17 protein-coding genes are annotated in these 13,211 nt (G+C 64.3%); 10 read left to right on the forward strand and 7 right to left on the reverse strand.

Annotated features, from left to right (window positions below):
* From HP546_RS31845 to HP546_RS16425, 3 genes are all read right to left on the reverse strand, one after another.
* Nucleotides 1-143 (reverse strand): hypothetical protein (locus HP546_RS31845; protein WP_172227419.1); only part of this gene is annotated, 143 nt, incomplete at its 3' end.
* Between the two features lie 245 nt (nucleotides 144-388).
* On the reverse strand, nucleotides 389-985 hold the full coding sequence (locus HP546_RS16420; protein WP_172227421.1) for a superoxide dismutase: 597 nt from the start codon (nucleotides 983-985) through the stop codon (nucleotides 389-391).
* A gap of 221 nt (nucleotides 986-1,206) precedes the next feature.
* A complete protein-coding gene (locus HP546_RS16425) occupies nucleotides 1,207-1,806 on the reverse strand; it encodes a LysE/ArgO family amino acid transporter (protein WP_172227423.1) in 600 nt (199 codons plus the stop codon).
* A 90-nt stretch (nucleotides 1,807-1,896) separates the two neighbouring features.
* On the opposite strand from HP546_RS16425, the gene HP546_RS16430 reads away from it, so the two are divergent.
* From HP546_RS16430 to HP546_RS16440, 3 genes are all read left to right on the forward strand, one after another.
* Nucleotides 1,897-2,787, forward strand: coding sequence for a LysR family transcriptional regulator ArgP (locus HP546_RS16430; protein WP_172227425.1), 891 nt, complete (start codon nucleotides 1,897-1,899; stop codon nucleotides 2,785-2,787).
* Nucleotides 2,788-2,836: 49 nt separating this feature from the next.
* Nucleotides 2,837-3,832, forward strand: a complete 996-nt coding sequence (locus HP546_RS16435; RefSeq protein WP_172227427.1) for an NAD(P)-dependent oxidoreductase — start codon at nucleotides 2,837-2,839, stop codon at nucleotides 3,830-3,832.
* Nucleotides 3,833-3,919: 87 nt separating this feature from the next.
* Complete coding sequence (locus tag HP546_RS16440) at nucleotides 3,920-4,789, forward strand: ATPase (protein ID WP_172227429.1); 870 nt, start codon at nucleotides 3,920-3,922, stop codon at nucleotides 4,787-4,789.
* 81 nt (nucleotides 4,790-4,870) lie between these two features.
* Here HP546_RS16440 and HP546_RS16445 read toward each other — a convergent pair whose 3' ends face one another.
* Together HP546_RS16445 and HP546_RS16450 are read right to left on the reverse strand one after the other, a co-directional pair.
* Nucleotides 4,871-5,920, reverse strand: a complete 1,050-nt coding sequence (locus HP546_RS16445) for an alkene reductase (RefSeq protein ID WP_172227431.1) — start codon at nucleotides 5,918-5,920, stop codon at nucleotides 4,871-4,873.
* Nucleotides 5,921-5,936: 16 nt separating this feature from the next.
* On the reverse strand, nucleotides 5,937-6,239 hold the full coding sequence (locus tag HP546_RS16450) for a helix-turn-helix transcriptional regulator (RefSeq protein WP_172227433.1): 303 nt from the start codon (nucleotides 6,237-6,239) through the stop codon (nucleotides 5,937-5,939).
* A 150-nt stretch (nucleotides 6,240-6,389) separates the two neighbouring features.
* Between HP546_RS16450 and HP546_RS16455 the strand changes: the two genes are divergently transcribed.
* Nucleotides 6,390-6,980, forward strand: coding sequence for an ACP phosphodiesterase (locus HP546_RS16455; RefSeq protein WP_172227435.1), 591 nt, complete (start codon nucleotides 6,390-6,392; stop codon nucleotides 6,978-6,980).
* Nucleotides 6,981-7,071: 91 nt separating this feature from the next.
* Here HP546_RS16455 and HP546_RS16460 read toward each other — a convergent pair whose 3' ends face one another.
* Both HP546_RS16460 and olsB read right to left on the reverse strand, forming a co-directional pair.
* Nucleotides 7,072-7,860 (reverse strand): 1-acyl-sn-glycerol-3-phosphate acyltransferase, encoded by a 789-nt coding sequence (locus HP546_RS16460; protein ID WP_172227437.1) that lies wholly within the window; start codon nucleotides 7,858-7,860, stop codon nucleotides 7,072-7,074.
* Nucleotides 7,860-8,615, reverse strand: coding sequence for an L-ornithine N(alpha)-acyltransferase (olsB, locus tag HP546_RS16465; RefSeq protein ID WP_172227439.1), 756 nt, complete (start codon nucleotides 8,613-8,615; stop codon nucleotides 7,860-7,862). Before olsB ends, HP546_RS16460 begins: the two co-directional genes overlap by 1 nt.
* 159 nt (nucleotides 8,616-8,774) lie before the next feature.
* Here olsB and HP546_RS16470 point away from each other — a divergent pair, with 159 nt between their 5' ends.
* The 6 genes from HP546_RS16470 to HP546_RS16495 all read left to right on the forward strand — a co-directional run.
* On the forward strand, nucleotides 8,775-9,662 hold the full coding sequence (locus HP546_RS16470) for an acyl-CoA dehydrogenase (protein WP_172227441.1): 888 nt from the start codon (nucleotides 8,775-8,777) through the stop codon (nucleotides 9,660-9,662).
* 168 nt (nucleotides 9,663-9,830) lie between these two features.
* On the forward strand, nucleotides 9,831-10,910 hold the full coding sequence (locus HP546_RS16475) for a serine hydrolase (protein WP_172227443.1): 1,080 nt from the start codon (nucleotides 9,831-9,833) through the stop codon (nucleotides 10,908-10,910).
* Complete coding sequence (locus tag HP546_RS16480) at nucleotides 10,907-11,203, forward strand: amidase (RefSeq protein ID WP_172227445.1); 297 nt, start codon at nucleotides 10,907-10,909, stop codon at nucleotides 11,201-11,203. Before HP546_RS16475 ends, HP546_RS16480 begins: the two co-directional genes overlap by 4 nt.
* A gap of 44 nt (nucleotides 11,204-11,247) precedes the next feature.
* Complete coding sequence (locus HP546_RS16485; RefSeq protein WP_172227447.1) at nucleotides 11,248-11,829, forward strand: YceI family protein; 582 nt, start codon at nucleotides 11,248-11,250, stop codon at nucleotides 11,827-11,829.
* 1 nt (nucleotide 11,830) lies between these two features.
* A complete protein-coding gene (locus tag HP546_RS16490; protein WP_172227449.1) occupies nucleotides 11,831-12,988 on the forward strand; it encodes a phosphatidylserine/phosphatidylglycerophosphate/cardiolipin synthase family protein in 1,158 nt (385 codons plus the stop codon).
* 51 nt (nucleotides 12,989-13,039) lie between these two features.
* Nucleotides 13,040-13,211 (forward strand): DJ-1/PfpI family protein (locus HP546_RS16495; RefSeq protein ID WP_172227451.1); only part of this gene is annotated, 172 nt, incomplete at its 3' end.

Here is a 13,211-nt window from a genome sequence, read left to right on the forward strand (position 1 = left end):
GCATCGTTGTTCACGGCCTGGCGGGTCTTGTAGGTGTCATAGACGATTTGCGCACAGCTGAGCACGACGCCGACCGCCAGCGCCGACAGCAGCACGACCCTGAGCAACTTGACCGACAAGCTGTTCCGCAATTCCAGCTTCAATGGGGTTTCCTTAATCCATGCGCATGGCATCATTTTGCCATCAATGATGACGATACACTACCGGCCGACCATGAGCAGTGTATCGGTTGCCTGACCCCGCAACTTGAGTGCGCTGTAGCAATCTTCCAGAGGGTTGATGTTAGCGTGCTATGCGGGCTGAGCAAGCAAAAGTGTGCCGGCCCTGCCCCGCGGTGCAGGCATAAAAAAACCCGGCACATGGCCGGGTTTTTTCAGGGCTGAATGACTCAGGCCTTGAAGGTCTTGCCTTCGAACTGTTCAGCAACGAAGGCCCAGTTGACCAGGTTCCAGAACGCCTCGACATACTTCGGACGCATGTTGCGGTAGTCGATGTAGTAGGCGTGTTCCCAGACGTCGCAGGTCAGCAGCGGGGTGTCGCCGCTGGTCAGCGGGCAGCCGGCGCCGATGGTGCTGGCCAGGGCCAGGGAACCGTCAGCTTTCTTCACCAGCCAGCCCCAGCCGGAACCGAAGGTGCCAACCGAAGTCTTGGTGAACTCTTCCTTGAACTTGTCGAAGGAACCGAAAGCGGCGTTGATGGCGTCAGCCAGGGCACCGGTTGGTTGGCCACCGGCGTTGGGTGCCAGGCAGTTCCAGTAGAAGGAGTGGTTCCAGACTTGAGCGGCGTTGTTGAAGATGCCGCCCGAAGAGCTCTTGACGATCTCTTCCAGGGACTTGCCTTCGAATTCGGTGCCTGGGACCAGGTTGTTCAGGTTCACGACATAGGTGTTGTGGTGTTTGTCGTGGTGATACTCCAGGGTTTCCTTGGAGATGTGCGGCTGCAGGGCATCGTGGGCGTACGGCAGCGGCGGCAATTCAAAAGCCATGGTGGATCTCCTGATTCAGGTCTGTTTGCGGTTTGCGCAAGGCCGATCACGGGCGGCCCGATAAGCGTCGGCGAGTTTTTACTCTTTGCGACGCAAGGGCTGGATCATAGCACCGGGCCCGGCGCATAACCACGCAACAAAGATAGGGAATAGAGGTTCCAGAGCGCTTGGCGGGGGGCGACAGGTGGTGGGGGGGCATGACGGGCACCGACGAAGCCAACTCAGCTGAAAACCAGCTGCGCCGCCACCGCAAACATCATCACCGCCACCATCAGATCAAGCATGCGCCAGGTCGCCGGCCGCGCCAGCCAAGGTGCCAGCCATGCCGCGCCAATCGCCAGGGTCGAGAACCACAGCAGCGAAGCACTCGCCGCTCCGGCCACATAGGCCCCAGGCTCGGTCTGCTGTGCCCCCAGCGAACCGATCAGCAACACCGTGTCCAGATACACGTGCGGGTTCAGCAGGGTCACCGCCAAGGCACTCAGCAGCACCGCGCGCCGCGAACGCGTGCCCTGGCCTTGCTGATGTTGCAGGCTCTGTCTGGAGCAGGCACTGCGCAGCGCCTTGGCGCCGTACCAGATCAGAAACACCGCGCCACCCCAGCGGGCCACCGCCAGCAAGGTCGGGTTGTGTGCCAGCACCGTGGCCAGGCCGAACACGCCGGCGGCCACCAGGATGGCGTCACAGACAATGCACAGTGCCGCCACCGGCAGGTGATGCTCGCGGCGCAGGCTCTGGGCCAGGACGAAGGCATTCTGCGCGCCGATGGCCATGATCAGGCCGAAGGCCACCAGCATGCCGTTGAGATAGCTTTGCCACATGGCGAGTACTCCGTAAAAGATGCTGGCAATTTTGTGGGTTTGTGGCCTATAAGAAAAACAAATAAAGCTGATCTGGCATTAGGAAATGTGATGTTCGATTACAAACTGTTGGCCGCCCTTGCGGCGGTGATCGAGCAGGCTGGTTTCGAGCGCGCGGCGCAGGTGCTGGGCCTGTCGCAATCGGCCATCTCGCAGCGCATCAAGCTGCTTGAAGCGCGGGTCGGCCAGCCGGTGCTGATCCGCGCCACGCCGCCCAGCCCGACCGAAGTCGGCCGGCAGTTGCTCAACCATGTGCAACAGGTACGCCTGCTTGAGCGTGACCTGCAGCGCCAGGTACCGGCGCTGGACGAAGAGGGCATGCCGGAGCGCCTGCGCATCGCCCTCAATGCCGACAGCCTGGCCACCTGGTGGGCCGGCGCCGTGGGCAACTTTTGCGCGCAGCAGAACGTGTTGACCGACCTGGTGGTAGAGGACCAGGACGTGGGCCTCAAACGCATGCGCGCAGGCGAAGTGGCGGCCTGCCTGTGTGGCAGCGAGCGCCCGGTAGCAGGCGCACGCAGCCTGCCGCTGGGCGCCATGCGCTATCGGGCGCTGGTCAGCCCCGGGTTCATGGCGCGGCATTTTCCCCACGGTTTCGTGGCCAGTCGCCTCGCCCGCACCCCGGCAATCGTGTACGGCCCGGATGATTTCCTGCAACACCGCTACCTGGCATCGCTGGGCATCGAGGACGGCTTCCTGCACCACCTGTGCCCGTCTTCCGAAGGTTTTCTGCGCATGACCGAGGCCGGGCTGGGCTGGGGGCTGGTGCCCGAACTGCAGGCCCGCGAGCAACTGGCCGGCGGGCAACTGGTGGAAATCTGCAGCGATACTCCCATCGATGTGCCGCTGTACTGGCATCATTGGCGCAATGGCGGGCAATTGCTCGCGCAACTGACTGACCACCTGCGGCACACCGCACGACAATGGCTGGTGCCCTTGTAGCCACGGCTGGCGTCTGTTGCATCTGAAATCTGGCGAGACGGAGTCTTACATGCGAATTCTGGTCACCGGCGCGAGTGGCTTCATTGGCGGGCGCTTTGCGCGCTTCGCCCTGGAGCAGGGCCTGGACGTACGGGTCAGTGGCCGCCGCGCCGAAGGGGTCGAACACCTGGTCAAGCGCGGCGCCCAGTTCATCCCCGGCGACCTTGGCGATGCCGAACTGGCCAGGCGCCTGTGCCAGGGCGTCGAGGCCGTGGTGCACTGCGCGGGTGCGGTGGGCAACTGGGGGCGCTACCAGGACTTCTACCAGGGCAATGTGGTGGTCACGGAAAACGTGGTCGAGGGCTGCCTGAAGGAGCACGTGCGGCGCCTGGTGCACTTGTCATCGCCCTCGATCTATTTCAATGGCCGCTCGCGCCTGGACATCCGCGAAGACCAGGTAGCCCGGCGTTTCCATGACCATTACGGGCAAACCAAGCATCTGGCGGAACAGAAGGTGTTTGGCGCCCAGGAGTTCGGCCTCGAAGTGCTGGCGCTGCGCCCGCGCTTCGTCACCGGCGCCGGCGATACCAGCATTTTCCCACGGCTGATGCAGATGCAGCGCAAGGGCCGCGTGGCGATCATCGGCAACGGTCTGAACAAAGTCGATTTCACCAGTGTGCACAACCTCAACGAGGCACTGCTCAGCGCCTTGTTCGCCGACGACCGGGCGCTGGGGCAGGCCTACAACATCAGCAACGGCCAGCCGCTTCCGCTGTGGGACGTGGTCAACTACGTGATGCGCAGGATGCAGCTGCCACAGGTTACCCGTTACCGCTCCTATGGCCTGGCCTACAGCCTGGCTGCGCTGAACGAGGCGGCCTGCATGCTGTGGCCGGGGCGCCCGCAACCGACCCTGTCGCGCTTGGGGATGCAGGTGATGAGCCGTGATTTTACCCTGGACATCAGCCGCGCCCGGCAGTACCTGGACTACCAGCCCAAGGTCAGCCTGTGGACGGCGCTGGACGAATTCTGCGCCTGGTGGAAGCACCAGCCGCCGGGGCAGTGAAGCCGCCGGGCGGACAATGGTCATCAATGCGCCGCGCTGGCGGTTTATACTCGTGCCTCTTTGCGACTACCGCGGTTGAATGTATCCATGCGTAACCATGCTCACGATGACTACGATGACGTGCCTTCCTTGCGGGCGGGCACGGTTGATGATGACGAACTGCTGCCGGCGCACGTGGTGCGTAGCCGTCAGAAAGCGGCCCGCGGCGCCAGTACCGCGCCGCTGTGGGCATTGCTGTGCGCCTCGTTCATTGCCCTGGCGGGCCTGGGCTGGTGGAGCTTCCAGCAGATCTCGCTGATGGAGCAGCAACTGGTGGCAACCCAGGAAAGCTTTGCCCGTATCAGTGAAGAGGCCGCCGGGCGTTTGCAGGCAATCAGCGGCAAGGTCGAGGCCAGCGAGTCGGGCGCCACCACCAGCAGCGAGGCGCTGAAGCGGCAGCTTCGTCAATTGCAGCAGGGTGTGGCCGGGCAGACCGGCGACCTTGGCAAGCGCCTGGAGCAGGTGCTGGCCGACACCCGTGAACAGCAGAAAGCCGTGACCGAGCTGCAAGGCCAGCTACAGGCCCAGTTGAAGCTGGTGAATGGCGAACTGGCCGCGTTGCGCTCTGGGCAGGTTGACGGTGGCAAGCTGGATGCCAAGCTCAAGGGCCTGGACGAGCAGGTTGTCGCACTGAAGGCTGCGCAGGTCGATGGCGGCAAGCTGGACGCGCAGCTCAAGAGCCTGGACAGCGAGGTGGCTGCGTTGAAGAAGCAAGGCAACCCGAGCGCGGCCATCCAGAGCCTGGAGCAGGACATGGTGGTGCTCAAGAGCCAGATCGACAACCGCCCGGCCGCAGCTGCGGCCAGTGGTGCTTCGGTGCAGGAGTTCGATGCCTTCCGCGCGCAGACGACGCGTAACCTGAACACCTTGCAAAGCCAGGTGCAGAACCTGCAGAAGCAGATCAGCGCCCGGCCGTAAGATCATCCGCGTCTCCTTCGCCGGCACGCCCGCTCCCACATGCCTTCTGTGGAAGCGGGCGTGCCGGCGAATGGCCCAGGATCACAAGCGCGGATAATCGATGTAACCCACCGGCCCCTTGGCATAGAAGGTTTCCGGCCGAGCCTCGTTCAGCGGCGCATCCGCCGCCAACCGCGCCGGCAGGTCGGGGTTGGCGAGGAATGGCACGCCAAACGCAACCGCATCGGCTTTGCCGCTGGCCAGGGCGGCATTGGCACTGGCTTTGTCAAAACGCTCGTTGACGATGTAAGGGCCACCGAATGCAGCCCTGATCAGCGGGCCGATGCTGTCATCGGCTTCCCGCTCCCGCGAGCAGATAAAGGCGATGCCGCGTTTGCCCAGCTCCCGGGCCACATAGGTAAAGGTTTCTGCTCGGTCGGCGTCGCCCATGTCGTGGGCATCGGCACGCGGCGCCAGGTGCACGCCTACCCGGTTTGCGCCCCACACCTCGATTGCCGCGTCGGTTACTTCCAGCAGCAGCCGCGCACGGTTTTCCAGCGAGCCACCATAGCGGTCGGTGCGCTGGTTGGTGCTGCTCTGCAAAAACTGGTCGAGCAGGTAGCCGTTGGCGCCGTGGATCTCCACACCGTCAAATCCGGCGGCCTTGGCATTTTCGGCGCCACTGCGGTAAGCCTCGACCACATCGATGATTTCTTCGGTTTCCAGCGCGCGCGGGGTGGGGTAGTCACTGAGCGGGCGCACCAGGCTCACATGGCCCTTGGCCTGAATCGCGCTGGGGGCCACCGGCAGTTCGCCGTTGAGATAGCTGGGGTGTGAGATGCGCCCTACGTGCCACAGTTGCAGAAAAATGCGCCCGCCTGCGCCGTGTACCGCCTTGGTTACGTTGTTCCAGCCTCGGACCTGCTCATCGTTCCAGATGCCGGGGGTATCCGGGTAGCCAACGCCCATGGCGCTGACCGAGGTCGCTTCGCTGAGAATCAGCCCGGCGCTGGCGCGCTGCACGTAGTACTCGGCCATCAGCGCATTGGGGACGCGGCCCTCGTCGGCACGGCAGCGGGTGAGTGGGGCCATGATGATGCGGTTGGGCAGTTGCAGGTCGCCCAGGGTGATCGGATCGAAAAGCGTGGTCATAACGGTTACCTGCTGGTCAAAGCGCTTGGCGCAGTTGTTCGAGGAACGCCTGGAGGGTGGCTTCGTCGCGTCTGAAGAAGTGCCATTGGCCGATCTTCTGGCTGCGGATCAGCCCGGCGCGCTGCAATGTCGCCAGGTGGGCGGAAACAGTCGACTGCGAGAGGCCGCAACGTTGGTCGATCTGCCCTGCACACACACCGTTATCGGTACTGTGGTACTGGTCGGGAAAGTGCGTTGCCGGGTCTTTCAGCCAGCTGAGGATTTCTCGCCTGACCGGGTGGGCCAGCGCTTTTATTATTTCGTCGAGATCGAGAGGCATGGGTTGAGGCTCTATGTAGCGGCATATCGCGATAGGGCGAAATATAAATCGGAAAATGACGATATACAAATATGAAAACGTTCTTGACTGAGTGCCAAACGCTATATCGGGTTATGACGATATACCCCCAGGCGATGCTAGACTGCGCTGATGAACTACCTCGCACACTTGCACCTGGGCGGCCCGGCGCCGCAACAACTGCTTGGCAGCCTGTATGGCGATTTCGTCAAAGGTTCGCTGGAGGGGCGTTTCCCACCTGCGCTGGAGGCGGCGATACGCCTGCACCGGCATATCGACAGTTACACTGATCAACACCCCTTGGTGCTGGCGGCGTTGGCACGTTTCCCACGGGAGCGGCGACGCTTCGCGGGTATTGTCCTGGATGTGTTCTTCGACCATTGCCTGGCGCGGCATTGGCATGACTACGCCGAGCAGCCGCTTGAGCAGTTTACCGATGGGTTCTATCAGGTATTGCTGGCCGAGCCAGAGCTGCCCGGGCGGCTGGCCCGGATCGCGCCGTTCATGGCAGCGGATGACTGGTTGGGCGCATATGGTGATTTTGCCACTCTGGAGCAGGTGTTCAATGGCATCGCCCGGCGGCTGTCGCGGCCGGAGGGGCTGGCAGGGGTGATGGGGGAACTGGAAAAGCTGTATGAGCCGCTGATGCTGGACTTCAGGGAGTTTTATCCGCAGTTGCAGGCGTTTGCGGCGGCGGGGCGTCGGGGACTGCATCAGGGCTGACAGGTGCTTGCCGAAAGATATGCAGCGCCTGTGAGATCGCGCGCCGCGCGGGCGGCGCTGGATCTCACAGGCGCTGCTTATGTTGTGGCACTCAAGCAGCCCGCGCCTGCCGCCGTGGTGCTACCTCAACGTCTTCAACCCCAAACAGCGCCAGGTGAATCGCCTGCTGCGCCTGCACCGCCAGCACCGCGCGTTCCTTGCCCACACTACCGATCGGTTGCAGCATGTGAATGCAAACCTCACCCCGCGGCTGGGCAAACAGGCGCATCAGGTGCGACACCATGTCGTCATCGCCAATGAACGGCGCAATCGTGTCGATCTGGCCATCGCGCAGGTACTGGATAGCCACCGGCTGCACCGCCACCCCACGGTCGATGGCGCCTGCCAGCAGACGCCCATGAAAGGTGCGCAGGCTGCGGCCGTTGGTGGTGGTGCCTTCGGGGAAGATCAGCAACGGCCGGGCCAGGCCCAGTTGCCCGGCGATCTGCTCGCGCAGGCGCTGGCTGTCGCCGCCGCCACGGCGGATGAACAGGCTGCCGGCTTTTTCCGCCAGCCAACCGGCCACTGGCCAGTGGCGCACTTCAGCCTTGGACAGGAACGACAGCGGCAGCAGCATGCCCAGCAACGGTATGTCGGTCCAGGAAACATGGTTGCTGACCCATAGCATCGGCCGTTGCGGCAGCGCGCCCACCACCCGCACATCGAAGGGCAGGGCGGCGACCAGGCGTTTCATGAACAGGCAGCTCCAGCGCTGGCGGCGCTCGATCGGCGCCTTGAAGCCCAGGCGCTCGCCCACGGCGATCACGCTGGCCATCAGCATGCCCAGAAGCAGCACCAGCAGCAGGCGAGTGAGGCGGGCCAGTGCCCGCAACTTCGGCATCAGACCGCTGCCTTGAAGTGGCGGGCGTAGCGTGGGCACAGATCGTCACGCTTGAGCAGGATGAACACGTCGGCTACCTGGAAGTCTTCGTCCCAGCACGGCTCGCCGCAGATCTTCGCGCCCAGGCGCATGTAAGCCTTGAGCAGTGGTGGCATTTCGGCGATGACGTTGCCGGGCAGGGCCAGCTTCGGCAACGGGTTCTTCGGCTCGGCGCGCAAGTGTTCGGTGCACAGGTAGCGCTCACGCAGGCGCTGCATCACAGCGTGGGCCTGCACGCCGCCGTCCTGCATAGGGATGCTGGCGCAGCCCATCAGGTAGCTGTAACGGCCCTCGTTGAGCACTTCGGCCAGTTCGCCCCAGAGCACGGCAATGGTGCCGCCGTTGCGGTAGTCGGGGGCCACGCAGGTACGGCCCAGTTCGAGGATCGGGCCCTGCAGTTGCAACAGACCGTGCAGGCTGAATTCTTCTTCGCTGTAGAAACGGCCCAGGCTGCTGGCGGCCTGATGGTCGAGCAGGCGGGTAGTGGCGACCAGCTTGCCGGTGCTCAGGTCGCGTACGCCAATGTGGCGGCAGTGCACGTCGTAGTCATCCATGTCCAGGCCTTGCTCGGCGCCTCTGAGCCGGGCCTTGAATTCTGCGCTGAACACTTTGTAGCGCAGGGCCTGGGCTTCTTGCAGGGCCGCGGCGCCAACCAGGCGTTCGGCTTGCAGACGGCGTTCAGTGCTGTTGTCGCCAGAGTGAGCGATCCGAGTCATTACGAGTCTCCATAAGCCAGCCATGAAGGGTTGCGGCCGGTCGGCTTTGTTGTGCAAAGTCAGCCTAGGTAGACGCGGTGTCACCCCCGTGAATGTTTGGTGATGCTTGCGTGACACCCCCGAAAGCCTTCACCGAAAGCCCCAGCGAGGAGCTGTCCAATGGCTTGGTTGCAACGACTCAACGACCCGCATCGGCAAACGCTGGCGGGCTCCCTGGGCGAGACCTACGCCGCGCTGCTTGAGCGCCTTGGCCCGGTTGTCCCGTTCGAACTGGCAGTTCTGGGAGGGCGCGCGATGGCCACCCCGGGGCTGGCGTTTCTGCTGGGCTATCAGGCGGCCTTGCGCGTGCTCTGGCCCAGCGCTCCGTCCAGTCTCGGGGCCCTGTGCGCGACCGAGCGGCGCAGTGTGCGGCCGGCAGACATGCGCACGCGCCTGGAGGATTTGCGCCTGACAGGCAGCAAGGACTTCGTCACTGCAGGGCTGGAGGCGCAATGGTTGCTGGTGGCGGCGCGCAGCGAAGCGCCCGGTGCGGCGCCGCAGTTGAACCTGGCAGTGGTGTACCCCGGGGTGCATGGCGTGACCCTGGAGCCACTGCCGACCCTGCCGCTGATGCCAGAGGTTGGCCACGGGCGGGTGCTGCTGGATCATGCCGCCTGCGAGTTGCTGGCCGGTGATGGCTGGGATGCTTATGTGAAGCCGTTCCGCTCGCTGGAGGACCTGTACGTGCTGACCGCATTGACGGCCTGGCTGTATGGCGTAGGGCAGGAATGCGCCTGGCCGCAAGGGTTGCGCCTGCAGTTGCTTGGGCTGCTGGCCGGGTGCGCCGAGGGCAGTCGGCAGTGTGCCGATAGCGTGGCTTGTCATTTGTTGCTGGGCGGGCTGTTTGCGCAGTTTCAGGCGTTGCGCGGGGAAATCGATGCGGCATTGGCGATGGGGCCGGAACACTGGGCACAAATCTGGCAGCGTGACCAAGGGGTAATGGCGCTGGCTGCGGCGGCGCGGGAGAAGCGGCTGAACAAGGCTTGGACTGCTGCGGGATTGTCATGAATGCCTGATAGGTTGTCGTGAACTATTGAATCCTGGGGCCGCTTTGCGGCCCATCGCCGGCAAGCCAGCTCCCACATTGATCGCGCAATGCCCGAGGTATATGCCGTACCTTTGGGAGCTGGCTTGCCGGCGATGGGCTGCACAGCAGCCCCAACGCAGGCGAACGCGATGAAGGCACTTCTGCTGATACTGGCGATGATTACGGGTTGCGCCTGGGCGGAGGCATGGCCTCAGCCTGACTGGCCGATCGATAAGGCTAACCTCAACTGGCAAGCCGTCGACGCCTACGCATTCCCCGCAAACCCCACCTCCGAGCGCAGCGGCATCCGCACCGATGCCCTGCTGATCATCCGCGACGGCCGTATCCTCCACGAGCGCTACGCAGCCCCCACCACCGCCGCCACAGCGCACCTCACCTGGTCGGTCAGCAAGAGCGTACTGGCCACGCTGCTGGGCGTCGCCCAGGGCGAAGGACGCTTCCAGCTGCAAGACCCGGTCGCTCGTTTCTACCCGGCCATGGGCGCCCACCCCGGCGTGCGCATGGCCGACCTGCTGCACTGGGCCAGCGGGCTGGACTGGCAGGAAGACTACGAGTACGCCCCGCTCAAATCCTCGGTGGTGGCCATGCTGTATACCCGTGGCCGCGAGGACATGGCGGCCTACACGGCAGCGCGGGGCACGGCGGCCAGCCCCGGCCAGCGGTTTCTCTATTCCAGTGGCGATACCAATCTGCTGGCTGGCGCACTGCGCGGCATGCTCGATGCCGGGCAGTACGCCGATTACCCCTGGCATGCGCTGTTCACTCCGCTGGGTATCGACAGCGCAGTGTGGGAGCGCGATCGCGCGGGTACCTATGTCGGGTCTTCCTATCTCTACCTGAGCGCCCGCGACCTGGCCCGAATAGGCCTGCTGATGCAGCGCGACGGCCAGTGGCAGGGCCGGCAACTGCTGCCCAAGGCCTGGGTGGCCTTCAACCGCACGCCATTTGCCCTTGCCCAACCGGTACCCGGCGAGGCCAACCCCGGCGGCCACTGGTGGCTCAACCAGCCACTGGGCGGTGCCCAGCGGCCTTGGCCGAATGCGCCCGCAGACACCTATGCCGCCCTCGGTCACTGGGGCCAGGCGCTTTACGTGCTGCCCGCGCAAAAGCTGGTGATCGTGCGCTATGCCGATGACCGCGACGGCAGCTACCGCCACGATGAGCTGCTCAAGCGGGTACTGGCTGCGTTGGCCGGGGAGGGTGCATGAAGCGCATGTTGTTGCTGGTGCTGGCGGGGCTGTTGTACTGGGCCTGGCAGGAGCGCCAGGCCCTGGCAGACTTCCCCGGCATCCTCTCGGCCTACTCGGCCAAGGAATATTGTTCGTGCCGTTTCGTCATGGGCTTCGAGCAGGCGTATTGCCTGGGCTATGTGCAGCAATGGCTGCCGCTGAGTTCGCTGGAGGAAAACAGCCAGCAGCGCCAGGTGACCGCCGAGGGCCTGGGCCGGCGCAACCAGGCTGCCTGGCAAAGCCAGCGCGAGGGCTGCCGCTTGCTGCCGTGAAGGCGGGCGGGTAAGGTTGGCGGCTTGGTTTCACGAGATCTGTCATGTTCAAGTTGCCCCGTCTGCTACCCGCCCTGTTGCTGGCTTTTTGCCTGCCCGCCCACGCCAATTGGCACCTCGATGGCGAATCGTCTCGCCTGTCATTCATCACCGGCAAGAACGGCGACACTGCTGAAGTGCATCGCTTTCTGGTGCTGCATGGCAAGGTCGACCGCAAGGGCGTGGCGGGGCTGAGCATCGAGATGGACTCGGTCAGCAGCGGCATTCCGTTGCGTGACGAACGCATGCGTGACGGCCTGTTCGAGGTCGAGCGCTTTGCCGAGGCCAAGGTGCAGGCGCAACTGGATCTGCAGCCGATCAACGACCTGGCCAACGGTGCGCAGATCGAGCTGCGCCTGCCACTCACTGTCACCCTGCACGGCCAGTCGCACAGCTACAACGCGCTGTTGCTGGCCACTCGGCTGGACGAACGCCGTTTCCAGGTCGTCACCCTGGAGCCTGTGGTGCTGCGTGCCGAGGACTTCGGCCTGCTGCCAGGGCTGGAAAGCCTGCGCAAGTTTGCCAAGCTCACGTCCATCAATCCGTCGGTACCGGTTAACGCGGTACTGATTTTCACCGCGCGCTGACATGCCGGGGCCGGTCTTCCCCTGGCGGGATGGCAATCAGTTCGAACTGCTGATCGACGGCCCCGAGTTTTTTCCGCGCATGCTCACCGCGATAGTGCGCGCCGAATTTCAGGTTGACCTGGAGCTGTATCTGGTCGAGGCCGGCGCCTGCGCCGAGGCGGTGGTCGAAGCGCTGGAACAGGCCGCCCGCCGTGGGGTCCGGGTACGCTGCCTGTTCGACGACTACGGCTCGTTGGCATTCAACAGCAAGTTGCGCCAGCGTCTGCTGGACGCGGGCGTGTACCTGCGCTGGTACAACCGCCTGCGCTGGAAGCGCGGCCTGCGCAACCTGTACCGCGATCACCGCAAGCTGCTGCTGGTGGACGAACGCTGGGCGGTGGTCGGCGGCACGGGGGTTACCGACGAGTTCTGGACGCCGGGCGACCAGACCAGCGAGTGGCACGAGGTGATGGTGCAGATGCAAGGGCCGGTGGTAAGCGACTGGCAGCTGCTGTTCGACCGCCAGTGGCACGCCAACAACCGCCGCACCGCCTGGCGCCCCGCCGAAGGCTTCGGCCTGCCGCGCCTGCCCAAGGCGCCTGCACAAGGGCAGGGCATGGCACGGGTCGCCTATGCCGACGCCCGTCAGCATCAGGACATCCTGCATTCGTTGGTGCGGGCCCTGAACAGTGGCAAGCAACGGGTGTGGCTGGCCACGCCGTACTTCCTGCCGACCTGGAGCGTGCGCCGCTCGTTGCGCCGCGCCGCCAGCAAGGGCCTGGATGTGCGCCTGCTGTTGACCGGCCCGCGCACCGACCACCCGTCTGTGCGCTACGCCGGGCATCGTTACTACCCCCGCCTGCTGCGCGCCGGGGTGCGCATATTCGAATACCAGCCCTGCTTCCTGCACCTGAAGATGGCTGTGGTAGACGACTGGGTCAGTGTCGGTTCGTGCAACTTCGACCACTGGAACCTGCGCTTCAACCTGGAAGCCAACATCGAGGCGCTGGACCCACCGTTGACCGCCGCAGTGGTGGCCAGCTTCGAGCGTGACTTTGCCCACAGCGAGGAAGTCGACCTCGCCCACTGGCATGCCCGGCCACTGTGGCGGCGCGTCAAGCAGCGGGTATGGGGCTGGCTGGACCGGCTGGTGGTCAACCTGCTCGACCGGCGCGACTGATAGCGGCTATCGTGCATTGACTGTTCACGGGCAATGCAAGGAGTGGGTGCGATGACGGCGAAGAAGATTCTCATGCTGGTCGGCGATTACGTCGAGGATTACGAAGCGATGGTGCCGTTCCAGGCGCTAAGCATGGTCGGCCACACGGTCCATGCCGTATGCCCGGAGAAGGTGGCGGGGCAGACCGTACGCACGGCGATCCATGACTTCGAGGGTGAGCAGA

Source organism: Pseudomonas sp. CM25 (assembly GCF_013179705.1).
GTDB lineage: Bacteria > Pseudomonadota > Gammaproteobacteria > Pseudomonadales > Pseudomonadaceae > Aquipseudomonas.

What these genes read in the sequence shown, in the direction of transcription:
- HP546_RS16470 (WP_172227441.1), top strand. Translation starts at nt 8,775, where the DNA reads ATGGCTTGGTTGCAACGACTCAACGACCCGCATCGGCAAACGCTGGCG.
- HP546_RS16420 (WP_172227421.1), bottom strand. Translation starts at nt 985, where the DNA reads ATGGCTTTTGAATTGCCGCCGCTGCCGTACGCCCACGATGCCCTGCAG.
- HP546_RS16425 (WP_172227423.1), bottom strand. Translation starts at nt 1,806, where the DNA reads ATGTGGCAAAGCTATCTCAACGGCATGCTGGTGGCCTTCGGCCTGATC.
- HP546_RS16440 (WP_172227429.1), top strand. Translation starts at nt 3,920, where the DNA reads ATGCGTAACCATGCTCACGATGACTACGATGACGTGCCTTCCTTGCGG.
- olsB (WP_172227439.1), bottom strand. Translation starts at nt 8,615, where the DNA reads ATGACTCGGATCGCTCACTCTGGCGACAACAGCACTGAACGCCGTCTG.
- HP546_RS16475 (WP_172227443.1), top strand. Translation starts at nt 9,831, where the DNA reads ATGAAGGCACTTCTGCTGATACTGGCGATGATTACGGGTTGCGCCTGG.
- HP546_RS16460 (WP_172227437.1), bottom strand. Translation starts at nt 7,860, where the DNA reads ATGCCGAAGTTGCGGGCACTGGCCCGCCTCACTCGCCTGCTGCTGGTG.
- HP546_RS16445 (WP_172227431.1), bottom strand. Translation starts at nt 5,920, where the DNA reads ATGACCACGCTTTTCGATCCGATCACCCTGGGCGACCTGCAACTGCCC.
- HP546_RS16430 (WP_172227425.1), top strand. Translation starts at nt 1,897, where the DNA reads ATGTTCGATTACAAACTGTTGGCCGCCCTTGCGGCGGTGATCGAGCAG.
- HP546_RS16450 (WP_172227433.1), bottom strand. Translation starts at nt 6,239, where the DNA reads ATGCCTCTCGATCTCGACGAAATAATAAAAGCGCTGGCCCACCCGGTC.
- HP546_RS16490 (WP_172227449.1), top strand. Translation starts at nt 11,831, where the DNA reads ATGCCGGGGCCGGTCTTCCCCTGGCGGGATGGCAATCAGTTCGAACTG.
- HP546_RS16435 (WP_172227427.1), top strand. Translation starts at nt 2,837, where the DNA reads ATGCGAATTCTGGTCACCGGCGCGAGTGGCTTCATTGGCGGGCGCTTT.
- HP546_RS16485 (WP_172227447.1), top strand. Translation starts at nt 11,248, where the DNA reads ATGTTCAAGTTGCCCCGTCTGCTACCCGCCCTGTTGCTGGCTTTTTGC.
- HP546_RS16455 (WP_172227435.1), top strand. Translation starts at nt 6,390, where the DNA reads ATGAACTACCTCGCACACTTGCACCTGGGCGGCCCGGCGCCGCAACAA.
- HP546_RS16480 (WP_172227445.1), top strand. Translation starts at nt 10,907, where the DNA reads ATGAAGCGCATGTTGTTGCTGGTGCTGGCGGGGCTGTTGTACTGGGCC.